Below are 22,652 nucleotides of genomic sequence, written 5' to 3' on the forward strand. Positions count from 1 at the left end.
TCCCGGGGGGAGGGGTCACGGCGCTCGAGGTGATGGACTTGCGACGACAGTCACCAGAATTGTAGCTCGGTCGACATGAGCTCCTCGACCAGGTGCTCCTTGAGGAGCTGCTCGAGCAGGGGCTTCACTTCGTCCGGCTTGGTAGACACGTCGGCGATCTTCAAGAGCAGCTGGGCCCTGGGGTCATCTCTCGTGATGCCGAAGCGGCTTTTCATGGTGGCACTCATGTCCTCGTGGAACTCAGCGTTGATATCGGGGTTGTTCTTCATCCAGTAGAGCAGGGAGAGCAATCCTTTCGGCTTCTTGTCGCTGGTCCTGTTCAAATCACTCATGGTCGTTCTCCGCGTTGTCAGGTTTTTCAGTCGAATGGACGGGCTCTCCGGAGAGCTCGTCGAGCGTCGCTTTGGCCGACTTCAGATGCGAGGTGTCGAATCCCTCGGCAAACCAGGTGTATGAGTCGCTCAACAGCCTCCGCGCGGCCGCGCCTCTCCCCTGATGATGCCACAGGCGTGCCAGGCTGAGCGCGGCACGCAGCTCCCAGGATCTGGCGTGGTGGTGGCGAGCGATTTCGACGGCCTTGTGCAGGGACTCTTCGGCCCGGTCCGCGCCGGAGGCGGTCGGGTCAGCTCGCAGGCTCAGGTCGCCTCGGAGGCGATAGAGCTCGGCTTCGTAGAGGCGGCCCTCGGTCCTGACCACGTGATCGAGCGCCTCGGCGACGGCCTCCAGCGCCTCTTCATGCTGGCCGCGCCCCCCGAGGGCCTCGGCCAGCCCGAACGCGAATTCAGGGTAAACTATCTGCGCGCCAGCCTCCAGCGTTCTCCGGAACCCCGCGCGCATGTCCTCGATTCCTCGATCCACCTGCCCCTCCAGGCAGAGCGCCCGGCCTCGCAGGAAGATGCCGGCGGCGTGCCACACGGGGAACCCTTTGTCTTCGGCGACCGCGAGAAGGGATGGGAGCTCCTCGAGCGCCGCGCCGCCTTCACCGCGCAGCAGGGCGACCTGGAGCGCGCGAAACAGGCTATGAGCATAGCTGTGGGCGTGTCCCCGCGCTTTCGTCTGAGCGACCGCGGCGCGCGCCATCTGGATCGCCTGATCCGGATAGCCCAAGAACCAGAGGGTCATGGCCAGGTACGCCATGCTCGCCGTCCCGGGATCGTATGAATAGACGGCCGCCAGGGCGCTGTGCTCGGCGGCGTCGTAGAACGACAGGCCGCGGCCGAGGTGCTCCTCCGCGGTGCGGAGCTCGCCCCGCCACAGGTGGTTGCCTCCGTGCAGCAGGTGGGCGGGCACGAGGAGCGCCGGATCGCTCTCCTTCTCGGCGATACCCAGGGCACGCACGGAGAGGTGGAGAGCGATGTCCAGCTGCGCCCGCACGCAGTTGAACGCGCTGAGCCCCCAGATTACCGAGAAATTTTGCCTGGAGTCGCCGAGCGCGTCGCACAGCTCACGCGCCCTCTCGTACGCCGCGCCCACCGCCGGCACGGCGTAGCCGTGGGCCCCGATGAGGGCCACCGACAAGGAGAGCCGCAGGCCGAGCTCCTGGGCGACGCGGGCGGGCGTATCCGGTCGGGTCGCGAGCAGATCGAGCGCTCGCTCGAAGTGCTGGATCGGCTCCAGGCTGGCGGATTGTTGCAGGGCCTTCTGCCCTGCTCGAATCCAGTACGGGATCGCTTGCTCGACGAGCTCGGCCTCGGTGTAGTGATGGGCGAGGAGCTCCGGCCGGTCGGTCACCCACTGGGGATAGTGCGCCTCCAGCACGCCTGCGATCCGCGCGTGGACCTCCCTCCGCATCTCCCGCGGCAGCGACTCATACGCCGCGTCCCGGACGAGCGCGTGCTTGAACGCCCACCCTGGAGCCTTCATCCGGCGCTGGCGCAGCACAAGCCCCGTGCCGACCAGGTGGTCCAGGTGCTCCTGCAGCACGGCCGGTTCAAACGGGCTCACCACCGAGAGCACCTCCACGCTGAACTCCCGCCCCAACGCCGCTGCGAGCTGAGCCGTCTTCTTGGCCCGATCCAGCCGGTCCAGGCGCGCCATCAGGAGGTTTCGCAGCGTGCTCGGGATCTCCTCCCGCGCGAGCGGGCGCGCCATCTCGTACCGATCGTTCCGCTCGACCAGCACGCCCGACTCGACAAGCATCTGGGTCAGCTCCTCCACGAACAGCGGCACCCCGTCCGTTCGGGTCACGACCTGATCAATCACCTCGGAGGGCAGCGACTTTCCGCGGAGGAGCGCCGTGACCAGCTCCTCCACGTGCGCACGCTCGAGGCGGCTCAAGGGGAGCTGCTGAACACCGGTCGTCGAGAACGGGGGCGAGAATTCGGGTCGTGCGGTCATAAGCACTGACACCGGAGCCGAGGGGGCCTCGTGGACGAGGTGCGTGAGCAGCTCGAGGGTCGTGGCGTCGCACCAATGCAAGTCCTCTGCCACCAGCATCAGCGGGCGCTCCTCGGCCATCCCGAAGAGCAGCGACAGGACGGCGTTCAGGGTCAGCTCCTTCAGCCGCTGGGGAGAGACGTCGAGCGCGGCGTGGGGCGGTGCCATGGGCAGGGAGAGGAGCGTCATGAAGAGCGGCATCGCCTCCGCCAGCGTGAAGCCGTGATTCGAGAGGAGCGCCTCGAGCCGCGCGCTCCGGCGCTCGGGCGAGGCCTCCTGATCGAGCCCCAGCGCGCGCCCGAGCATGTCGACTACCGGGAAGAGCACGCTGTGCTGCGTGTCCGGCGCGCAGCGGAGCTCCAGGAAGGTGTGGGGATCGCTCGCCAGCCTGGCGCGCAGCGCGCGCGCGAGCCGGCTCTTGCCGATGCCGGGCTCGCCCGTGATCAGGGTGCATTGCCCGGCGCCCGCGCGCGTCCGGCGCCAGCGATCGAGCAGGATCGCCATCTCCTGCTCCCTGCCGAAGAGGGGCGCCTCGCGGCTCTCTGCGTCAGGTGTCGACCGGGCTCCTCGCTCGGACCGCAGCACGAAGATCTCGGCGGGCGTGCCGTCCGCGTCGCCGCGCCGCGGCCCCTCGTCATCGAACTCGAAGGCGCTCCGCAGCAGCCGATGGGCCTCCACCGAGACGGCCACGCCCCCTGCCGGCGCGAGCGCCGCGATGCGCGCGGCTTTGCGCGGCGTCGCGCCCACGGTGAGCCCAGCGGCGGCGCGGCGCTCCTGCGCGACGAGGACGCCCGTGTGGACCCCGAGCCGCGCGTCGAGCCGCACGCCTCGGGCGGCGAGCCGCTCGCCCTCGGCCTGCGCCGCGGCCGCGATCTCCAGCGCCGCGCGGGCGGCGCGTTGCGCGTCGTCTTCCTCGGTCCGTGGATAGCCGAAATAGATCAGCAACCGATCGCCGAGCGTGGCGGCCACGTGCCCCCGGTAGCGGTACGCGATCTCGGCGCAGCGCCCGAGCTGCGCGCGCAGCAGCTCATCGGCCTGCTCCACGTCGAGCGCCTTTGGCGCGTCGGCGAGCACATCGATCGCGCAGCACACCGCCGTGAGCTGCCGCCGCTCCCCCTCGGCCGTGGGCCGCGACGTGGAGCCGGGCCGGGCCACGATGGTGGCCTCGAAGAGGGCGTGCACCGAGCGCGGTCCGCCATGGTTGCTGCCAGGGAGGGGCGGGCTGCCGACCATCGTCTCCCGCGACAGATCGCCGAGATCGACGACCTCGAGCGCGGGGACGAGCGCCGCGGCGTGCGCGTCGCGGGTGGCCGCGTTCTTGTCGGTCACGTGACGGAGCAGCCCGCCCAGCCAGTGGCCATCGAGCGCGCGCGGGATCGGCACCGGCTCCGGACTGAGCTGCGCGTACAGGATGTCGGCCGCTGAGCTCCCGTGGAACACGGGCTTTCCGGTAAGGCACTCCAGGAACACCAGCCCCCACGAGAACAGGTCCACACAGGGCGTCGGGTCCAGGCCGCGGAGCTGCTCGGGCGCGGCATAGCCCACCGTGCCCAATGCCTCGTTCGTGCCGGTCAGCTGGATGTGCTGCTCGGCCCCGGCGCCGACGAGCGCGCCGATGCCGAAGTCGAGTACCACCGCGTTCCGGCGCGCACCCGAGGCGAGCACCATGATATTGCGCGGCTTGAGATCACGGTGGATGATGCCTTGCGCGTGGGCGCACGCGAGCGCGTCGAGCACCTGCAGCATCAGGTGCCGCGCCTCCCGCGGCGCGAGCGCGCCCTCCCGGGCGAGCACGTCCGCCAGCGTCTCGCCGGGTACGAAGGAGAAGACGGTGTAGAGCAGCTGCTCCCCGACCCGTCCGGCGTCGACGAGCGGGACGATGTTGGGGTGGTGCAGCTGCGCGCAGAGCTGCGTCTCGCGGATGAACCGCGCGATCCGCCGCTCGATCTGGGCCGCTCCGTCTTGCTCGGGCGGCCGCATGATCTTGAGCGCCACCGCCTGCCCGGTGGTGAGCTGCCGCGCCTTGTAAACCGCGCCGAAGCCGCCCATTCCGATCTCCGAGAGGAGCTCGTATCGATCCGCGAACGCAGCTCCACCGGCGAGCAACGAATTGGCTTGGTGCATGCCCGTCTCTTCCGTGTGATGAGGTCCGCGGTTTTCCGCGCGACGCGGCGCGCAGCGCAACCGCAAACGCAAACGCCTCAGCGCCAATGAAACCGCCGCGCCTCATCGAGTGTCAAGCTGGGCGCGCGGCTCGTTCCTCCCCTCCCGTCCAGCGCGGCGGCGCGCGCGTCAGCGCCCCTCCGCCGGCGTCTCGGCCTCCTCCTTGAGCAGCGCGGCGAGATCGGGATCGATCTCGCATCCCAGCTTGTCGGCCAGCTCCCGGACCCGGTCGAGCTCCCGCCGCAGCGCTCGGTGGTGGTTGCGGTTCTTGATGAGCTGCTGTTGGCCGAGCAGCGTGAATGCCTCCTCGCGGCTCCCGGTCCGCCTCACCGCCGCGCCCAGCACGAGTCCCCGGAACGCCTCGGCGAGCTCGAGCGGCAGCGGCGTGCCTTCGCGCGCGCGCCGTTCTACCTCCTTCACGAAGGCGTGCGCCGCGCGCCAGATCTGCGTGAGCGGCGCGCCCTTGTCTGGCGCGCCCTCGTAGGCGAGCGCGCGCTCCACGTGGCCCCGCTGGAGCATGAGCTCGCCGCCGGGGCCGCCCCGCTCGGCCAGCGCGAGCGCGTAGGCGCGGCGCATGATGTTGTCGAGTTGCCGCAGGTTGCCCGGCCAGGGTACGTCGAGCAAGAGCTTCACGGCATCGGGCCCGACGCGCGCGGCGCTCTGGCCGCCCCCCTCGCGGTGGCGCCGGCTCAGCATGTAGTCCGCCCAGAGCGGCACCTCGTCGAGCCGCTCGGTCAAGGGCGAGAGCCGCACGGGCAGCACGTTGATCCGGTAGTAGAGATCCTCGCGGAAACGGCCGTCGCGCATGGCCGCGCGCAGGTCGGTGTTGGTGCCAATGATGAAACGCACGTCCGCGCGGCGCTCGCTCCCCTCGTCGCCGAGCAGCCGGTAGCGCCGCTCCTCGAGCACGTGGAGCAGGCCCGCCTGGGCCCTGAGTGAGAGCTTGTCCACCTCGTCGATGAAGAGCGTCCCCTGCGCGGCGCGCGCGATCGCGCCCGGGTTGTCGCGGACCGCGCCGGTGAAGGCGCCGCGCTTCCAGCCGAAGAGCTCGGCCATCTGCAGGTCCTCGGGCACGCTGAGCAGGTCGAGCGTCTCGAACCGCTGCCCGCGGCGCGCCGACTGCTCGTGGCACCAGCGCGCGAGCCGGGACTTGCCGGCGCCGGTCGGACCGCTGATGAGAATCGTCTCCTCCTGCCGCGCGAATACGCGGAGCAGGTCGATGAGGCTTGCGGTGGTGGGGCCGACGACCGGCAGGAACTCGTCCGCGTACGCCGCGCTGGCAGGCCGGGGCGGCAACGCGCGCAGATAGGGCGCCGCGGCGCTGGCGAGGAGCTCGAGGACCTCGTAGCACCCGCGCCAGACGAGCTCACTCGCGATCGCCTGCTTGCAGCTGACCTCCAGCGCGATCATTCCCTCGACGGCGCCGCCCGGCGCGCGCAGGGGCACCACGTGGACGTGCGTGGCGTCGCGCCCGAGCATCCGCTCGCGCGTTTCGCTGCCGGGCAGGCCAGCCCCCTCGCGCCGCTCGACGTGCGCGGGCGCGCCGTCCGGCAGCCAGGGGCGCAGCACGCCGAGCTGGACGTCGATGGAGACCGAGCAGCGGTGCTCGACGAGCCAGCGCCAGACGCTGCCCGAGGTGAGATACCCCGTGCCCTCGACCCGCGCGCCGCTTCGGTGCTCGAGGCCGAAGAGGCGCTGGTAGCCGCCTCCGGGGCGAAGGTGCACAACCCCGCGGAGCACGCGCCCCTGCCGCGCGAGCGGGCTCGCGGCCAGCGCCGCATTGACGCCGGTGAGCATGTCCTGCAGCACCGCCGTCGCGGCGTCCTCGAAGCAGGTGGCCTCCATGAGTCTGGCGATCAGCGCGGGGAGCAGGTCATGGAGCATGGAGACGTAGGCCAGGGTACACGGACTACATTCGGTTCGGACGAAAATTGATGGCGGTTCTCTCGGCATCCGGGCTGGCGTGGGTGCACAGCGGAGTGCGCGTCCGGAGCCGCCGGCGTCCCGAGGAGACGCGCGCGCGTCCTGTTGGGAAACATGAGTTCGCCTGCTTACATGCGCGCCGCGGGCCCGCTCGGCCCGCTCAACCCTGGTCGGTCTCGGGGAGGAGCATGACCTTCGGGGACACGCCCGTCCGTCTCTCCGGACGAGCGCTGGAGCGGCTGCCGGGACGCATCGTTGTCAAATGCCCTGTGGGCCAGCAGGGCGCCGACATCTATCCTGGCGAGTTCGGCGGAAAGCTCTCGATCCCCATGTGCTTGCGGCCGCTTGATTCCTGAGAAGAGCTCATCTTCGCGCGCGTGGACGTACTCGCAGGTCCCGTTGTTCGCGATGGACGCTAGTGGCCCTGCAATATGGGCTCACTACCCGTACGTTCGAAAACCCCAGCCAGAATTCAACGCCAAGGCGGCAAGGCGCAAAACGACGGAGAGGGAATGGACGAGGATGAGATGGCCAGGATCGTCGTCGACGCGGCGATCGAGATGCATCGTGGCCTTGCCGCCTTGGCGTTAAATTCTGGTTTCGCGCTGCGGCAAGTCGTTACGCTGTTGCTCGAACCATGCACCCACGGAGTCTGCGGAGGAGCCGGAGCCCGGGTCGTGGCCCCTGCTCTGGGCTGCCTGTTCCATGGCCCCGCTGGATGGCCCCGGTCCGGAAAAATCGATACCCTATCCGCATGCGCCAGCCTGCATCGTCCCTCGCCGCCCTCTCTCTCGTGCTCTCGCTCACCGCGCCGGCGCTCGCGGAGGAGACCGTCGCGGAAGGGCAGTGGGCGAAGTCCCATGGCTTCCGGCTCGGCATGGAGGCGGACGTGCTCACCCGCACCATCGAGGCGAACCTCCCCGGCAGGGAAGCCGCGAGCGGCGACGGGACGAGCAGCGGCGTGGTGGGGAGCTCCTTCGTGGCGTCCTTCGCGGTGGTCGCCCAGATCAAGCTCGTCGCGGGGCTCCACCTCGACGCCGAGCTGCCTTTTGCGTACGGGAGCACCCAGGCGAGCGCGCCCGGCCCGGCGGAGCACGACGCGGCGACCGTCGCGCCGGAGCTCGAGGGGTTCTTCTTCGGCAATCCCTCGATAGGACTCCACTACTCCGCGAGCATTCTCCCCATGATGATGCTCATCGGCGGGCTCGCGGCCTCCATCCCCATCACGCAGGATCCGTCCGACGACACGAAGGCGGCCGCGGCGGCGGCGCTGGCCGTGCGGGGGTACTTCGACGCGCAGCGGGCGCTCCTGGAGCACGTCCCGCTGCGGGTCCGCGGCGGCATCGAGCTGCGCCCGATCGAGGCGTTCTATGTGCGGAGCGATCTCGTGGCGATGCTGGCCATCCCCACGGACAGCGGCGACACGGAGCTCTTCATCGAGCAGAGCAACGAGGCGGAGCTGCGCAGCGTGGGCGGGTTCGGGGTCGGCGCGCGGCTCCAGGCCGCGTTCCCGCTCACGGAGACCGACAAGCTGCAGCTCGCGGCCGAGCCCTTCGTCGGGGTGGAGCCGCCCACGTCGGGCCTGTACTTCCGGGCCGGGCTGCTCGTGGCGCTGGATGAGCCGCTCGGGTTCGGTCTGGAGCAGGGCAAGCTCGCGACGGTCCGTGTCGCGCTGGGGGCCAGATTCTGAGTCGACGGCTTCCGCCGCGGCGGAAGCAGCCACCTCGCCCGGGCAGGCGCCGATCGAGCGGCGCGGGTGATGCCGCAGCCTCCACCACACATGGAGGCGCGCGCCCCCGCTTGCGGCCGGAGGCGCGCGCTCTCGCGACCGGCATGGGCACGGCGCAGCTGCCGTCAATGCAGGATCGGTTGTTCACCGTTCCGTTCATGGGTTGATGGTTCAGGGGATCGGGCGACGATATCGTGCGTTATCGGCGCGGCCCGAGCGCGATCTCGACGCTCACCGTGGCACAACCAGGCACATCCGTGCCGGGGGGGCTGCATGCGCCCAAGCGATGACCAGCCGCCCCTGTGCCCGTAAGCCCGCGAACAGGCTCTTGCTGGGGTTTGAAATCGTTGGGTTGGCCCGTTCGCGTGGCGATCGCGGGAGGCGTCCCTCGCGGATGCGGGTCAACGGTACGCACCGTGCAAGCACCCCAACAAGGAGGCGACCGTTGACTCTCAAGACAATCAACTTCACCGCAATCTGCGGCTTCCTTGCATTGGCTGGCTGCGATGGCACGCTGGTCGATGCCGGCAGTTCCGGCGGCGCGGGCGGCTCCGGCGGGGCCAGCAGCTCAAGCGGCTCCGGCGGCGGGGCCAGCAGCTCAAGCGGCTCCGGCGGCGGGGCCAGCAGCTCAAGCGGCTCCGGCGGCGGGGCCAGCAGCTCAAGCGGTGGCGGTGGGGACACCGCCGGTTGCCCGGAGGACCTGCCTCCTGATGCACTGGAGGCGTGCAGCACGGCAGAGAAATGCGTCTACGACCTGTTCAATGGCAGGTGCGCCACGAAGGTGCGCGTCGAGGCGAGCTGCGTCGAAGGCGAATGGCACGTCCTGTGGCCCGTGACGTGCGAGCCTCTGCCTGCAAGCCTGAGCTGCGATCCATTCGGCACGTGGCTGGTGGAGCCAGGCGAGCTCGTCGGCGATTTCGTGGAGACGCTGTCCATGTACAGCAGACCGTTCAAAGTGAGCGTCTCCGTCGGGGAGAATGGGCTCGTCTACGTTCTGAACCACTATGGGCGGACGCTCTCTGCAGACGGCTGCTTGCTGGACATCTCCACCTTTTTTCCCGCACGCTGCTCCGTGTACGAGGGGGAAGTGTTCTGCGACACTTTCTGGCGGAGCACGACCATCGACTTCTCGAAGGTGCCTCCCGAGGCATCGATCCACATCACCCTCGAGGGCGAGGCCTCGGGCACGGCGGCCGCCTCAGCCACCGTGACGAAGGAAATGTGACACGCTGCACGCCCGCGCGTCCGGCATCTCTCGCAGCCATCCGATGATCTTCGACGTGACGCTGTGCAGCGAGCTGAACGCCTCGTGGAAGTCGCGCAGCTGTTCGTCGGTCAGCACCGCGCGCTTACCGCGCCCTGGAGCGCGCCGTCATCGAGAGCCACAGGGCGGCGCGGCGCCGCCCTCCGTCACTGGCAGGGGGCGTCGCCGACCGCCGCGGCGCACACGCTCGGATCCTCGAACGCGCGGCTGACATGGAGCAGCCGGCAGGCGAGCGTGTCGCCCTCGGCGCTCGCGACGGCGTAGCCGGAGTCGTGGCCCGCTCCCGACACCGCGCCGCAATCGAGCTCGCACGCGGCCCGGTCCCCGCCAAACAGATCGTAGAAGGCGTCATTGCAGGCCGCCTCGAGCAGCGTGCAGTACGACGCGCAGTTGCCCGTGGTCGTGGCGTCGCTGTCGGTCCCGCAATGGCCGTCGCCGCCCGGCCCAGCGTGCCCGCAGTGGGTGTCCGGAGCCAGTATGGCGCTGTAGGCGTGGTACTGGCGGCAGCCCACGGTGTTCTCGGTCCGGTGCTCCGTGCCGCCGGGCGGGAGCGCCGCACAGACGGCGAGGCACTGCTCGGTGGACTCGTAGACGGCCAGCTCGCCCGCGCACGAGATCATGACGACCTGGCAGTAGCCCTCGCAGGTCGGCTCCGTCCCCTCCGGCTCGGCGCACGGCTCCACCGGCATCAGGCTCGCATGAACGCAGTGCTCGTCGGGGTCGACCGTCGCGGAGCTCACGTGCACGAGGCGGCACTGCAGCGTGTCGCCCTCGTGGTTCGCGATGACGTCAAACCCGTCGGCGTCCGGGAGTCCCGCGCACTTGGCGATGCACTCCTCGTGCGTGTCGAGCTCGGGCGAGCACGCCGCCGCCTGCAGCATGCAGTAGCTCTCGCAGTTGCTCCCGCAGACCCCGTCGCCGCCCGGGCCCGCCGCCGGACAGTGCGCCGCGGGCTCGCCGGTGAGCCCCGCCAGGCCCGCCTGGCGGGCGCGGCAGGCGAGCGTGTTGTCCACCGGCTCCAGGGGATCGCCCGGCGGGAGCGCCGCGCACACGCCGTGGCAGGTGTCCAGCGTGGAGTAGGCCTGATGCTCGCCCGTGCAGTTCGCCATCACGTCGGCGCAGTACGACGCGCACGCCTCGCTCACGGGGTCAGGCTCCTGCTGCTCCTCCGGTGGAACGTAGGTGCGGTCCTCGATGCCGGCGATGGCGTGGCAGCCGAGCCAGCCGAAGAGCGCCGGCGGGGCGAGCAGGACGAGCGACAGGAGCCCGATCATGCGCCTCATTCGAAGGTCCCTCCGACGCGCAGCCCGACGTTGCGCGCGTCCACGATCGGCCCCACCTGAACGCGCGACGACTGCGCCGGCGCCACGACGAACGCCAGCACGGCGCCGCCGACGACCGCGGCCGCCCCGAGCCCGAACGCGATGTTCGAGACGGTGGCGGCGCTGCTGGCCTCCTCGGTCAGCGTGACGCCGCGCGGATCCTCGCACGTGCTGCCGCCCTTGCAGTAGCCCTCCGCGTCGCCGTTCCTCGAGATGGCCTTCAAGCCGAAGAACGTCCCGACGCCGAGCCCCACGACGCCCGCGCCGCCCACGACGAGGCCGAGCAGGCGCATCGTGTCGCCGCCCGCCGCCGGCGCCGGCGCCGGTGCCGCCGGCGCGCCGCGCGCGGGCGCCGGCGCAGGGCCACCTGCCTCGCTGGGCGGCGGCTCTACCGGGGTGGGCGGCGGTCCCTCGACCCGCTTGAGCGGCGGCACATCGACGTTCGTCGCGGCCTTGTTGCTCCCCAGCTTCACGGTCGTCGTCCAGGCCTCATGCCCCGGCGCGCTCGCCTCGATCGTGATCTCGCCCGGATCCACCGGGATCGCGATGCCGAAGACCGCCTGTTCGACGGGGTTTCCTGAGGAGCGCACCGAGAACCCCTCGATTGACGTGTTCTCCGGCGCGACGCTGATGCTCAGCTTGGACAGGCTCGGCTCCAGCCGGGCCGCCCTCGCCTGCGCCTTGCGGGAGCGATCGGCCTGCCCTGCGGCCTTCGACTCGGACGCGGCCTGGCGGAACGTGGCCCAGGCGCTCGCCGTGCGGCCCGTGTTCTCGTAGCACTCGGCCAGGTAGAGGAGCGTGCCGATCCCCGGGTCGATGCGGTGGCTCTGCTCCAGCCTCGGGCACGCCTCCGCGCTGCGCCCCTGCTTCATCAGATCGAGCGCCGCGTCGAAGAGCGCCTCCGCCGTTGCCTTCTCGGAGGCGCTCGGCTCCGCCCGCGCGGGGAGCGCCCCGGAGATCAACGCCGCGCACAGACCCAGGCAGGCGGGGAGTGCGATGCTTCGCTGATGCCATCTCATTCGTCCTGTACTCTCCTCCAAGCTGTCCGTGACAGGGCCCGAGGGCCGCTGTCCGGTTGACGCGGGCGCCGCGCTCAGCGCCGCCCGCCGAAGTCGCTGATCTCGTTGCTCCGACGCGGCTCCGGGCGCGCGCCCGGGCCGGGCTGCGGGCGCTCGGCGGGCCGGGCCACGGCGCTCGCCGGCGGGGCGGCGGCGGCAGGCGCAGGCGGGCTGGAGGACGCCGCCGGCGGTGGCGCTGCCGGGCCGCCGCTGGCAGGCGCGGGCGGCTCCGGCGCGGACGGCTCCGGCGCGGGGGGGGCCGCCTCGGGCGCGGCGACGCTCGCGGCGCCGGGCGCGGCTTCGCGCGCCTGCTCCGGCGCTCCGCGCGCCTGCTCCGGCGCTGCGGTCTCCGGCGGCAGCGTCGCCGCGGGCGCGGGGGCCTGTCCGTCGCCGGCTGTGCCCCCGGAGCGCAGGAAGAGCACCGCGCCGAGCGAGATCGCGGCGCCGACGGCGAGGGCGGCGCCGGACGCGAGGGCCAGGCCGACGAACGCGCTCTTGCGCCCTGCGCGCGGCGGCTGGCCCGTCTGGCTCCACGAGCTCACCGTGGGACCCATCTCCACGGACGCCGCGGTGGACGGCCCGCCGTGCGGCACCGACAGGCGCGCTCCGGGCTGCGCGCCCCCGGTCAGCGCGCCGGGCGGGCTGAACGTCACGCCGGGCGGGCCGAACGTCACGCCGGGTTGACTGAGCCGCGGCAGCCCGGTGTCCGAGAGCCCGAGCACGCGGCGCGCGCGCTCGACGTGCACGTGGCCCCCGGCTGGACCGAACCCGAGGAGCGCATACGCCAGATCACCGACGTTCCTCCACCGGTGCTCGGGTTCCTTGGCAAGGCAGTGCATCACCACCGTATCCAGCTCGCGCGGGATGTCGGGGCGGAGCTGGGCCATCGTGGGGGGCACCTCGTGGAGCAGGGACGCGAAGAGCTGCGGTACGGAGTCGCCGTTGTAGGGAGTCCGCCCGGTCAGCATCTCGTACACGATGACGCCGAGAGCCCAGATGTCGGTGCGCGCGTCCACGTCCTTGGCACAGCGCACCTGCTCCGGGGACATGTAGAGCGGTGATCCGAGGAGGGCCGCTGTCTTGGTCAGGGCCAGCTCGTCGCGCGAGCCGCCGAGCAGCGATTTGGAGATACCGAAGTCGAGGACCTTGAGGATCCGCCCGCCGTCGGGCCGGCGCGCGAGGAACAGGTTGGCCGGCTTGAGATCGCGGTGCACGATGCCCGCGGCGTGCGCCTCGGCCATGACCTCGATCGCCTGGAGGATGTACCCGACCGCCTCCACCACGGGCAGCGGCCCTCGCCCGCGGATCTCCTCGGCGAGGTTGTTCCCGTCCAGGAACTCCATCACCATGTAGGGCATTCCGTCCTGCAGCGATCCGACATCCAGGACGCGCGCCACGTGCTCGCTCTTGATCCTGGCCAGCGCGCGCGCCTCGCGCCGGAACCGCTCCGCCGGGTCGCCGCCCTCGACGCCGGGTGCGTGCAGGAACTTCATCGCGACGCGCTGATCGAGCTCCATGTGCCACGCGGCGACGATCGTGCCCATCGCGCCCGCACCAACGACCTGCTCCACGCGGTATTTGCCCGCGAGCACATCACCTACCGCAACGGGAGCCGCCGCCATGGGCCCCAGGCTAGCCGAGATCCGGGGGAGCACATACTTCGGAGAGCCGTCACGGACGCGCAGGACGCAAAATCCCTGTGAATTATTCCATTCGGGTAAAACTGTGTGCCCGGACACGTCGTGGGCGGCTCGATGATCGGTGCCCGCGGCGGCGAGGCGCTCACGGGCGCTCGAGCGCCCATCGCCGACTCCCTTGCGCTGCCGGGCCTCCGGGGGCACGCCGGGCGTGCCGGGGTGAGCCAGGATGAAGCGGCGTAGATGAGAGCGTGCTCGTGGCGAGCGTCTCGCCGAGCACGACGCGTACGTCACGCCCGCGCCGCGAGGTGCCGCTCGATGTGGTCGATCGCCGTCGCCACGCCGTCCTCGCCGCGGATCTTGCGGCCGAGCTCCCCGGCGCGCTGCTGCATGCCGGGGTCGGTCGCGGCGGCGTGGATCGCGGTCGCGAGCGACTCGGCGGTGAGGCGCGGCCGCGGGATGGCGCGCGGGCCGACGCCGAGCTCCTCGACGCGCCGCCCCCAGAAGAGCTGGTCCCCGAGGTGCGGGACGACCACCGAGGGCCGCCCGGCGCGCAGGCACGCGGCCACGGTGCCGGCGCCCCCGTGGATCACCGCCGCGGCCACGCGCGGATAGAGCCAGTCGTGCGGCACGGCGTCGACCCGCAGCATCGAGTCGGGCAGCGCCGTGTCGCCGAGCCCGGCCCAGCCCGAGAGCAGGACCGCGCGCCGGCCGCTCCGCACGACAGCGTCGACGAGGAGCCGGGTGGTGGCGCCGGGATCGTGGGACGTCATGCTGCCGAAGCCGAGGGCGACGGGCGGCTCGCCCGCCGCGAGGAACCGCTCGAGCGCCTCGGGCGGCTGGTAGTCTCCGCCCTCGTCGAGGAACCAGTAGCCTGTCGTGTGGAAGCTCGGCGGCCAGTCCGGCGGGTGCGGGACGACGTGGGCGCTGTAGCCGTGGACGACCAGCATGCGGCGCAGCGCGGCCAGGTACCCCCGTCGGTCCTGCGGCGGCAGGCCGAGCCGTGTGCGCACGCGGTTTGTCACGCCGCCGTACCAGCGCCACACCGTCGGCTCGATCAGGAGCTTGCCGACGAGGAGGTTGAGCAGGCTGTCGCGGCGCGGGACGGGGGCGACGGTCGCGGTCGGCCCGTGGCGCGTGGCCAGGATCGAGGGCTGGAGCGGCATGCTGATCTGCACCGCGCCGGACGCCTCGGCGATCGACGCCGCGTACGAGTCCGAGGTGAAGCTGCTCAGGATGAGCTCGGCGCCCTCGCAGGCGCGCAGGGCGTCCTCGGCCATCGCCGCGCCGAAGCGATCGATGATCTGCTGCAGGATCCGCGGCTGGGCCAGGGGATCGGTGCCGCGCGACACCCACGCCTTGCCGAGGTCGCTCTCCATGATGTCGACCGTGTCGACGCTGGCCGGCGTCGCCTTGAGCCCGTGCGCCTCGATCCAGCCGTGGAAGCTCTTGCCGGCGAGGACGCGGACGGCGTGGCCGCGGGCGGAGAGCGCCTTGCCGAGCGCGATGGCGGGCTGGACGTCGCCCCGGGTCCCCACGGCGAGAACGGTGGTCTTCATCAGGGGCCGGCTCGCCTCAGAGCGCCTTCCAGGACGCCTCGCTCGACGGCAGCCGCGGCGGCTCGATCGACAGGATGTAGTCGACGCGGCGGTTGCGCGGCTCGTCCGTCTGGTCCGCTGTCTTCACGAGCGGCGCCGACTCGCCGAGCCCCTCGAAGGCCACCGGGAGCTTCAGGCCGCGGCCCTTGAACCAGGCGGCGATCGCGCGGGCGCGCCGCCGCGACAGGGCGAGGTTGTGCTCCACGCTGCCCACCGTGTCCGTGTGGCCGGCGATGAACAGGGTGATCTTGCCGAGCTCGCTGGTTTTCGCGACGATCTCCGCGATCTTCTGGAGGCTCGCCTCCAGCTTCGGCACCTCGGGCGCCCGGATGACGTCGGAGTTGGTCTCGAACTGCACCTCTTCGTGGGGGATGCTCACGTTCCACGGGATGATCGCGACCCCTGCCCAGTAGCCCTGGGTGTCGTGGCCGTACACCTCGATGCGCGCGACGGTCTCGTCGCTCGAGGGCGTCCAGGTCACGGCGAGCGGCGTGCCGGCGGCGGCCCCGCCGAACGGCTTCTCCTCCTCGGCGAGGACGGCGCCCGACTGGCCGACGACCTTGATGCGCACCTTGGCGGCGGCGCGCGACAGCTTGACCTCGATCTGGCGGCCCTTGATGTCCACCTTGGCCCGGTCGATCGTCACCTCCAGCGCCGGCGGCCTGGCCTGCGCGCCCTGCGCGGGCGCGGGGGCCGGGCCGTCGCCCCGCGCGGCGGCGGGGGCGAGCAGGGAGGCGGCGAGGAGCAGGGCCGGGACATGGCGCATGGGGGTTGCCATCTTGGATCTTGGAGGGTGATGGAAGTGCGGGAAGACGGGCCGAGTATACCACCGGGACGGGGGCGCCACGCCGGCGGGTGTCGGGCGCGCCGGGCGTTTTCTCCCGGAGCTCCTCGGGCACGCCGGCCTGCGCCTGCTCGCCGTCGCTGCGTTTGGTGTGCTGCCCTGCGCCGCGCTGGCGCGACAGTGGCGGTGGCCGGCGCCATCTCGTAGTGTCCGTGGGCGTCAACAGGCCCTCCGGCGAGGGCTCTCCGGCGTTCCAGCATCCATGGCAGTTACCATTTTCGACCTCTTCAAGATCGGCATCGGGCCGAGCAGCTCGCACACGGTCGGGCCGATGCGCGCGGCGCGCATGTTCGCGGTGGATCTCGATGCGTCGGGGCTGCTCGTCCGCACCGCGGCGGTCCGGGTGGAGCTGTTTGGCTCGCTCGGCGCCACGGGCCGCGGCCACGGCAGCGACAAGGCCGTGATCCTCGGGCTCATGGGCGAGACGCCGGACGGCGTGGATGTCGAGCGCGCGGGCGAGATCGTCGAGGGCGTGCGGCAGAGCGGCCGGCTGTCGCTGCTCGCCCGGCACGAGATCGGCTTCGAGGTGAAGGGGCATCTGGCCTTCCTGCACCGCAGCTTGCCGTTTCATCCGAACGGGATGCGCTTCACGGCGCTGGACAAGGGCGGCGAACCGCTGCGCGCGCGCGTGTATTACTCGGTGGGCGGCGGCTTCGTGGTGAACGAGGCCGCGGCGAAGGGGGAGAGTCCGATCGAGCAGGACGCGACGCCGCTCCCGTATCCGTTTCACAGCGCCGCGGAGCTGCTCGCCGCGTGCGCGGCGGGCGGTCTGTCGATCAGCCAGGTCATGCTGGAGAACGAGAAGGTCTTCCGTCCCGAGGCGGAGATCCGGGCGGGGCTCCTGCGGATCTGGGGGGTGATGCAGGAGTGCGTGCGGCGCGGCTTCCGGACAGAGGGCGTGTTGCCGGGCGGCCTCAAGGTGACGCGCCGCGCGCCGGCCCTGTATCGCAAGCTCATCGAGAGCCCCGAGGCGGGCCTGCGGGATCCGCTGACGGCGATGGACTGGGTGAGCCTCTACGCGCTCGCCGTGAGCGAGGAGAACGCCGCCGGGGGCCGCGTCGTGACGGCGCCGACCAACGGCGCGGCGGGGATCATCCCGGCGGTCCTGCACTATTACCGGCGCTTCGTGCCGACGTCGACGGACGAGGGGGTCGTCCGGTTCCTGCTGACGGCGGGCGCGATTGGCCTTCTCTACAAGGAGAACGCGTCGATCAGCGGCGCGGAGGTGGGGTGTCAGGGCGAGGTGGGCTCCGCGTGCTCGATGGCCGCGGGCGCGCTGGCCGAGGGGCTGGGCGGCACGCCGGCGCAGGCGGAGAACGCGGCCGAGATCGCGATGGAGCACAACCTCGGGCTCACGTGCGATCCGGTGGGCGGGCTCGTCCAGGTGCCGTGCATCGAGCGCAATGCGATGGCCGCGATCAAGGCGATCAGCGCCGCGCGCCTGGCGCTGCACGGCGACGGCGCGCACTTCGTGAGCCTCGACAAGGTGATCAAGACGATGCGCGACACGGGCGCGGACATGGAGTCGAAGTACAAGGAGACGGCGCGCGGCGGCCTCGCGGTGAACGTGGTCGAGGTTCCGCTGGAGGTCGGGGTCCATCTGCCGGAGTGCTAGCGGACCGGCGACGCCATCGTTGTTGCTGCAATTGTTCAAGTTGCGCGCTGTTTTTCGCGCTCGGCGGCACCGCGCGCCACCGTGCGCCACCGTGCGCCGGTGTCCAGGTGATAGGTTCCGCACCATGCGCGCGCGTTCCTTGGCCGAGTCTTTCGCACGGTTCACGCTGGCGGCGGCCCTCGCCGCCGGTTGCTCTGGATCTTCTGACGACGGAGGCTCCGGCGGTGAGGCGGCAGGTACCGGAGGTAGCGGCAGCGCGAGCGTCAGCAGCGGCACGGGCGGCACCACGAACCCGGGCTCCGAGCTCGGCGCCGGCACCATGAGCGGCTCCGGCAACTCGAGCGAGCGGTACGAAACGGGCCTCGTCTCGCGCGACGACACGCCCTACGTGCTCATCACCAACGGCTGGGGCCCCGGCTTCGGCAGCCATACCGTGTCGTGGGAGGGCACGTCGTTCACGGTGGAGAGCATGAGCGGCACGGCCGGCGCGATGGGGCAGCCCGCCTCGTACCCGACCGTCTTTTGCGGCCGCTACTCGGTGAGGGAGGTGCCCGATTGCGGTTTGCCGGCGCCGAGCGCATCCATCACGAGCCTGCGCACCGGCTGGCGCTGGGCCAAAAATGGCAATGAGGGCGAGTACAACGCCGCGTACGACATCTGGATGGGCAACGGCACGCAGCTCCGCGGCTACCTCATGGTGTGGCTGCGCGATCCGCCGAGCTATCAGCCCGCCGGGCAGCCGAACTCCGCGCACCAGGGCGTGACGGTCGCGAACGTCCCCGGCTCGTGGAACATCTGGAACGGCATGGTGAACGGCCTGCCGATCGTGAACTGGGTGCGCGCCGAAGGGAACGACAGCTACGAGATCGAGTTCGACGTGATGGACTTCGTGCGCGACGCCGAGACGCGCGGCCTCAGCGTGCCCGGCGACACGGTGAACGCGGTCGCCGTCGGGTTCGAGATCTGGGAAGGCCCGATCACGAACCTGAAGAGCGTCGACTTCTATGTTGACGTGAACTGAGCGCGCGCCTCGCGCCTCGAGTCAGCGCGCGCCGACGCACGATCAGGCCGGCAAAGCTGGATCTCCGCTGGAGCACGGCCCCAGCGCTCTGGCCTGGACATTATAAAGGGGCTGGGGCGGCGCGCGACGTCACGGTCGGAGCGTGACATGTCGCGCCCTCGGCCGTGACATGTCACGGTGGCTCGCCCGGCGCGGAGGTCGAGCCCTCGGCCCGACGTGCGCCGCGGTTCGCCGACTTCGGCCGGAGTTGCCGCGTCGGCGCGCTTCGTCGGCGTCAAGGGATGTCACGCCGGCGAGGGGCGCCGGGCGGCATGCGCCTTGCTGATTGCCCGCTGGCTCGCAACACACACGGGCGGGCGGGGTGGCCGCGCCATCGCCCCGGGGGGACGAAGCATCATGATGTCTGCGCCGACGCCGATCACGACCCTCAACCTCCTCACGAGGTCCATCTCTGCCGGGGAGCGGCTCGACGAGGCGGTCCTCTGCGCCAACGTGCCGAGCCCGCTGTCCGCGGTCGCGTTTCATCAGGACGTCGAGTGTATCCGCAGGTTCTTCGCCGCGGGATTCCCGGTTCACCTGGCGGTCCACCGCGTGGACAGCGCCGAGCCGGCGCGCCGGGACTACACCGCGCTGCACACCCACGACGGCCCGGAGATCAACCTGATCCTCCCCGACCCCACGGGCCTCGAATACCGCATCGAGCTCGGCTCCAGCGTCCACCACGTCACGACCAGCACCAGCGTCTGGATCCCGCCGGGCGTCCCGCACTCCGCGAACGTGGTCCGGGGCTCCGGCTACCTCGTCGCCGTGCGCTTCGATCACGGGGCTGCGACATGAGGTGTGACCTTCCTCGGGACCTCGACGGTGACGCCGACGCAAGGACGCCAGCCATGACCAGCTCCCGTGTCGCTCAGGCTTACCGGAGAGGGAGCCTCTGGCAGAAGGGGCGCGGCGAGCGCCTCATCGAGCTCGCCGGCGTGCGGCGGGGCGAGCTCGTGCTCGACCTCGGCTGCGGCACAGGCGGCCTCACGCAGCAGCTCGCCGAGCTCGTGGGCCCCGGCGGGCGCGTCATCGGGGTCGATCCGGACGAGGCGCGGATCGCGCTCGCCCGCGACACCGCCGGCGCGCCCAACCTGGAGTTCCACGTGGGGGCGGCCGAGACCCTCGGCGAGGTCGCCCTGGACCGCCCCTTCGATCTCGTCTTCTCGAACTTCGTGTTCCACTGGATCCGCGACAAGCGGGCGGTCCTCGGCCTGATGCGCGGCCTGATCCACCCCGCGGGGCGCATCCTCGTCCAGTGCGTCTCGTCGCTCCCCGTGCTCATCGGGGAGCTCTCGCGGCTCGCGGACCCTTCGGGGGAGAAGATCCTCCGGGACCTCGCCTTCGAGGACGCCGCGGCGATCGCGCACCACGTCGAGGGCGCCGGCCTGCAGCTGAGCCGCCTGGAGGAGCAGCAGGGGACACACGTGTATCCGACGCTCGACGCGCTGCTCATGTGGTGGAGGGCGACGACGCACGACCGGTTCGACCCGCGGGCCATCGAGCCCGCGGCGCTCTCGCGGTTCGCCGAGCAGCACGGCGACGGCGGCGCCTTCCACGTGCGCGAGACGTTCTGCTGGTTCGAGGCGCGGCTCCCCCCGGCGCACGCGTGGGGACGCGGCGGCTGACCGGGCGCCCCCTCCGGGCGTCGCCGGTTCTTCAACTTCGGCGGTTTCCTCGGCACGGTGGCCGGGGGCTCGTTCTTCGCGCTCGAGCCGCAGCCGCCCGTGTGCTACTTCTTCATACGCGATGGCCATCGCCGTCGCGCTTGTGGTCGTGAGCTTCACCTCGCTCCGCACGCACATCCCGGGCCGGAACAGGGGCGCTTCGCTGCAGGCGTAAGGGGTTGAGGAGGGCAGCGGGCAGCAAGAGCGCCTATCGAAACGTGCAAGCCTTGGCGCCGCCGCTCCTGACACCTGCCAGCGGACGGGCAGCCGTATGGCCTGACACCACGTGGTGTTGACGTGCAATCAGCGCGGGTGAACGCCGGAGAGCGCCGGTGTCGGAGATTTGCTTACGGTTTTTTGTAAGTAGCATTTACATACTTGCCGCGGCCGCCCGCTCATGTGCAGCTTGCTCTGTGGCGCGCCGGTCATGGTCGTCAATCCCGACGACTGTTGCGGTCGCGTCGGGTTGCTTTCTTTCAGCCGTGGCGGCGCTGTGTCCGGGGGACAGCCTCGTGCTCGCGCGGCCTGCGGTGGAGATCAAGAGTCATGACCGACAAGAAGCAAGGAGCACATGCGTCCAGCTCGGACCGTACCCGTCGCCAGGTGTTGAAGCAAGCCGTGGGCCTCGGCGCGGGCCTGGCCGTCACGCACCTGCTCGGTGGAGAGGCGTCCGCCGCGCCGCGCATCCGCTCCAGGACCTTCACGACAGACGACGGGGTCGCGCTCAACTACCTGGAGGCGGGCAGAGGCGAGCCGCTGCTCCTGCTGCCGGGGTGGTCTCAGTCGGCGGCGCTGTACAGGGCGCAGATCCTCGCCTTCGCGCGGCATCACCATGTGTTCGCGCTCGACTGGCGCGGCCACGGCGCGTCGGAGAAGGTCGACCACGGCTACCGCATGGCGCGCTTCAGCAGGGATCTGTACGAGTTCATCCGCGGGATGAGGCTCAAGCACGTCACCGCCCTCGGGCACTCGATGGGGTGCGGCGTGCTCTACAGCTACTGGGACAACTACGGGGGACAGTCCCTGGACCGCCTGATCCTTGTCGACGTGGGCCCGGCGCTGACGGCCTGGCCGGACTGGTCCGCGGAAGATGCGGCCGAGGCAGGGGCCGTGTTCACCCCGCAATCGCTCTACGACACGGCCGCCGCGCTGCGCGGCCCGAACGGGATCCCCACGACCCAGGGCCTCCTGGCCAGCATGTTCAGCCCCGGCTATCCGGCGGATCAGTTCGCTTTCGTCGTCGAGGAGAACCTGAAGCTCCCGCGCGAGTACGCCGCCAAGCTGCTCGTGGACCAGGCCGCGCAGGACTGGAGGGGCGTGATCCCGCGGATCGACGTGCCCACCCTCGTCGTCGGAGGCGAGGTGAGCATCTTCAACCCCATCTCCCAGCAGTGGGTCGCCGACCAGATCCCCGGCGCCGAGCTCATCGTCTTCAGCGCCGAGGAGGGGGGCAGCCACTTCATGTGGCTCGAGAACCCCGAAAAATTCAACGAGGACGTCCTCGACTTCCTCTGCTGAGCCACGCCGCTCCTGAGCAGCCGTCGCGCGGGCGCGCGCGGCGGCGCTGCCGGCGCTCTCCTCGTCGCCGGGTCGGCATGGAGCGGCCTGTCCGCTTCTAGCGAAGGGCGCCCCATGTTTCACCGAGAGCTACTGCCGCCGTGATCCGCGAAGAGAAATGGAGACGCAGACAATGAGACACCGATCGATAACATACGGTAGGCGACTGTGCGCTGGAGCATGCTTCACGCTGCTGGCAGTGACCGTGGGGTGTGGAGGGGCCGCAACTGTAGAGGACGACACTGGTTCAGTAGCGCCCTCTGTCGGGGCCGGCGGGGGCTCAACAGCACCCTCTGTCGGGGCCGGCGGGGGCTCAACAGCACCCTCTGTCGGGGCCGGCGGGGGCTCAACAGCACCCTCTGTCGGGGCCGGCGGGGGCTCAACAGCACCCTCTGTCGGGGCCGGCGGGGGTTCAATCGCATCCCCTGATGCAGGTACGTGGCCAAAAACGGTTACCTTGACGGCGCGGGAGGTCGGGGCCGGCGATTATGTGCGCCTTTCAGATGGGACCGTGTCTGATGCAGGAGACCTTGGTATCCGATCGGCGATGGTGATTTCTCTTCGGTCTACTGCGGCCGAGTCAATCTGTGAGAGGGGGACGTCCTTCGCGGCGCTGGCGGAGATCCCGACCGACGTGGATGGCTGCTCGAGCTGGACCGCGTTCGCATCCCTGAGCGGGACATCGATCCATGAGAGTGACGAGTCGTACCGCATCGGACTCGGGTTGCTCGTGTGGGACGCTGAGCATGCCGCGCTCTACCGGCTCCGAGTGCTGGGTGATTCGTATGACGTGACCGGCGGTTCAACAGCCACATTCGAGTACGAGCCGGTGCGTTGAC

General features: G+C 70.9%; 16 protein-coding genes. 8 read left to right on the plus strand and 8 right to left on the minus strand.

The window, feature by feature from the left end; all coding sequences use genetic code 11:
• Nucleotides 1-50: 50 nt before the first annotated feature.
• From WMF28_RS08940 to WMF28_RS08950, 3 genes are all read right to left on the minus strand, one after another.
• Nucleotides 51-332: a hypothetical protein gene (locus tag WMF28_RS08940; protein WP_437601687.1), complete on the minus strand. Its 282-nt coding sequence runs from the start codon at nt 330-332 to the stop codon at nt 51-53.
• Complete coding sequence (locus WMF28_RS08945) at nt 325-4,500, minus strand: TOMM system kinase/cyclase fusion protein (protein WP_437601688.1); 4,176 nt, start codon at nt 4,498-4,500, stop codon at nt 325-327. The genes WMF28_RS08940 and WMF28_RS08945 overlap by 8 nt, the downstream gene beginning before the upstream one ends.
• Nucleotides 4,501-4,668: 168 nt before the next feature.
• The gene (locus tag WMF28_RS08950) at nt 4,669-6,423 is read right to left on the minus strand and encodes a sigma-54-dependent transcriptional regulator (RefSeq protein ID WP_437601689.1); all 1,755 of its coding nucleotides are present in this window, start codon (nt 6,421-6,423) and stop codon (nt 4,669-4,671) included.
• A 793-nt stretch (nt 6,424-7,216) separates the two neighbouring features.
• Between WMF28_RS08950 and WMF28_RS08955 the strand changes: the two genes are divergently transcribed.
• Nucleotides 7,217-8,152, plus strand: coding sequence for a hypothetical protein (locus tag WMF28_RS08955; protein ID WP_437601690.1), 936 nt, complete (start codon nt 7,217-7,219; stop codon nt 8,150-8,152).
• Nucleotides 8,153-8,636: 484 nt separating this feature from the next.
• Nucleotides 8,637-9,416 carry a hypothetical protein gene (locus WMF28_RS08960; protein WP_437601691.1) on the plus strand — a complete coding sequence of 260 codons (780 nt, stop codon included), beginning with the start codon at nt 8,637-8,639 and terminating at the stop codon, nt 9,414-9,416.
• 185 nt (nt 9,417-9,601) lie between these two features.
• Here WMF28_RS08960 and WMF28_RS08965 read toward each other — a convergent pair whose 3' ends face one another.
• The 5 genes from WMF28_RS08965 to WMF28_RS08985 form a co-directional block, all read right to left on the minus strand.
• Nucleotides 9,602-10,738: a hypothetical protein gene (locus WMF28_RS08965; RefSeq protein WP_437601692.1), complete on the minus strand. Its 1,137-nt coding sequence runs from the start codon at nt 10,736-10,738 to the stop codon at nt 9,602-9,604.
• Nucleotides 10,735-11,796, minus strand: coding sequence for a hypothetical protein (locus tag WMF28_RS08970; protein WP_437601694.1), 1,062 nt, complete (start codon nt 11,794-11,796; stop codon nt 10,735-10,737). Before WMF28_RS08970 ends, WMF28_RS08965 begins: the two co-directional genes overlap by 4 nt.
• Before the next feature lie 74 nt (nt 11,797-11,870).
• On the minus strand, nt 11,871-13,457 hold the full coding sequence (locus tag WMF28_RS08975; RefSeq protein ID WP_437601696.1) for a serine/threonine-protein kinase: 1,587 nt from the start codon (nt 13,455-13,457) through the stop codon (nt 11,871-11,873).
• 305 nt (nt 13,458-13,762) lie between these two features.
• Nucleotides 13,763-15,031, minus strand: a complete 1,269-nt coding sequence (locus WMF28_RS08980; RefSeq protein ID WP_437601697.1) for a glycosyltransferase — start codon at nt 15,029-15,031, stop codon at nt 13,763-13,765.
• Between the two features lie 16 nt (nt 15,032-15,047).
• A complete protein-coding gene (locus WMF28_RS08985; RefSeq protein ID WP_437601698.1) occupies nt 15,048-15,836 on the minus strand; it encodes an OmpA family protein in 789 nt (262 codons plus the stop codon).
• Nucleotides 15,837-16,116: 280 nt separating this feature from the next.
• Between WMF28_RS08985 and WMF28_RS08990 the strand changes: the two genes are divergently transcribed.
• The 6 genes from WMF28_RS08990 (at nt 16,117) to WMF28_RS09015 (ending at nt 22,651) form a co-directional block, all read left to right on the plus strand.
• On the plus strand, nt 16,117-17,529 hold the full coding sequence (locus WMF28_RS08990; RefSeq protein ID WP_437601699.1) for an L-serine ammonia-lyase: 1,413 nt from the start codon (nt 16,117-16,119) through the stop codon (nt 17,527-17,529).
• 124 nt (nt 17,530-17,653) lie between these two features.
• Nucleotides 17,654-18,550 carry a GH12 family glycosyl hydrolase domain-containing protein gene (locus WMF28_RS08995; RefSeq protein WP_437601701.1) on the plus strand — a complete coding sequence of 299 codons (897 nt, stop codon included), beginning with the start codon at nt 17,654-17,656 and terminating at the stop codon, nt 18,548-18,550.
• A 396-nt stretch (nt 18,551-18,946) separates the two neighbouring features.
• The gene (locus tag WMF28_RS09000) at nt 18,947-19,387 is read left to right on the plus strand and encodes a hypothetical protein (RefSeq protein ID WP_437601702.1); all 441 of its coding nucleotides are present in this window, start codon (nt 18,947-18,949) and stop codon (nt 19,385-19,387) included.
• Between the two features lie 53 nt (nt 19,388-19,440).
• Entirely contained in the window at nt 19,441-20,217 is a 777-nt protein-coding gene (locus WMF28_RS09005; RefSeq protein ID WP_437601704.1) for a class I SAM-dependent methyltransferase, read from the plus strand.
• Nucleotides 20,218-20,859: 642 nt separating this feature from the next.
• Nucleotides 20,860-21,774, plus strand: a complete 915-nt coding sequence (locus tag WMF28_RS09010) for an alpha/beta fold hydrolase (protein ID WP_437601705.1) — start codon at nt 20,860-20,862, stop codon at nt 21,772-21,774.
• Between the two features lie 586 nt (nt 21,775-22,360).
• The gene (locus WMF28_RS09015; protein ID WP_437601706.1) at nt 22,361-22,651 is read left to right on the plus strand and encodes a hypothetical protein; all 291 of its coding nucleotides are present in this window, start codon (nt 22,361-22,363) and stop codon (nt 22,649-22,651) included.
• The last annotated feature ends 1 nt before the right edge of the window (nt 22,652 follow it).

The sequence above is a fragment of the Sorangium sp. So ce590 genome (assembly GCF_051521365.1).
Classification (GTDB): Bacteria; Myxococcota_A; Polyangia; order Polyangiales; family Polyangiaceae; genus Sorangium.

Coding starts and splice junctions, on each gene's coding strand:
- WMF28_RS08965 (WP_437601692.1), bottom strand. CDS start 10,738: ATGAGGCGCATGATCGGGCTCCTGTCGCTCGTCCTGCTCGCCCCGCCG.
- WMF28_RS08995 (WP_437601701.1), top strand. CDS start 17,654: ATGCGCGCGCGTTCCTTGGCCGAGTCTTTCGCACGGTTCACGCTGGCG.
- WMF28_RS09005 (WP_437601704.1), top strand. CDS start 19,441: ATGACCAGCTCCCGTGTCGCTCAGGCTTACCGGAGAGGGAGCCTCTGG.
- WMF28_RS09015 (WP_437601706.1), top strand. CDS start 22,361: ATGGTGATTTCTCTTCGGTCTACTGCGGCCGAGTCAATCTGTGAGAGG.
- WMF28_RS08945 (WP_437601688.1), bottom strand. CDS start 4,500: ATGCACCAAGCCAATTCGTTGCTCGCCGGTGGAGCTGCGTTCGCGGAT.
- WMF28_RS08985 (WP_437601698.1), bottom strand. CDS start 15,836: ATGCGCCATGTCCCGGCCCTGCTCCTCGCCGCCTCCCTGCTCGCCCCC.
- WMF28_RS09000 (WP_437601702.1), top strand. CDS start 18,947: ATGATGTCTGCGCCGACGCCGATCACGACCCTCAACCTCCTCACGAGG.
- WMF28_RS08990 (WP_437601699.1), top strand. CDS start 16,117: ATGGCAGTTACCATTTTCGACCTCTTCAAGATCGGCATCGGGCCGAGC.
- WMF28_RS08950 (WP_437601689.1), bottom strand. CDS start 6,423: ATGCTCCATGACCTGCTCCCCGCGCTGATCGCCAGACTCATGGAGGCC.
- WMF28_RS08955 (WP_437601690.1), top strand. CDS start 7,217: ATGCGCCAGCCTGCATCGTCCCTCGCCGCCCTCTCTCTCGTGCTCTCG.
- WMF28_RS08940 (WP_437601687.1), bottom strand. CDS start 332: ATGAGTGATTTGAACAGGACCAGCGACAAGAAGCCGAAAGGATTGCTC.
- WMF28_RS08980 (WP_437601697.1), bottom strand. CDS start 15,031: ATGAAGACCACCGTTCTCGCCGTGGGGACCCGGGGCGACGTCCAGCCC.
- WMF28_RS08975 (WP_437601696.1), bottom strand. CDS start 13,457: ATGGCGGCGGCTCCCGTTGCGGTAGGTGATGTGCTCGCGGGCAAATAC.
- WMF28_RS08970 (WP_437601694.1), bottom strand. CDS start 11,796: ATGAGATGGCATCAGCGAAGCATCGCACTCCCCGCCTGCCTGGGTCTG.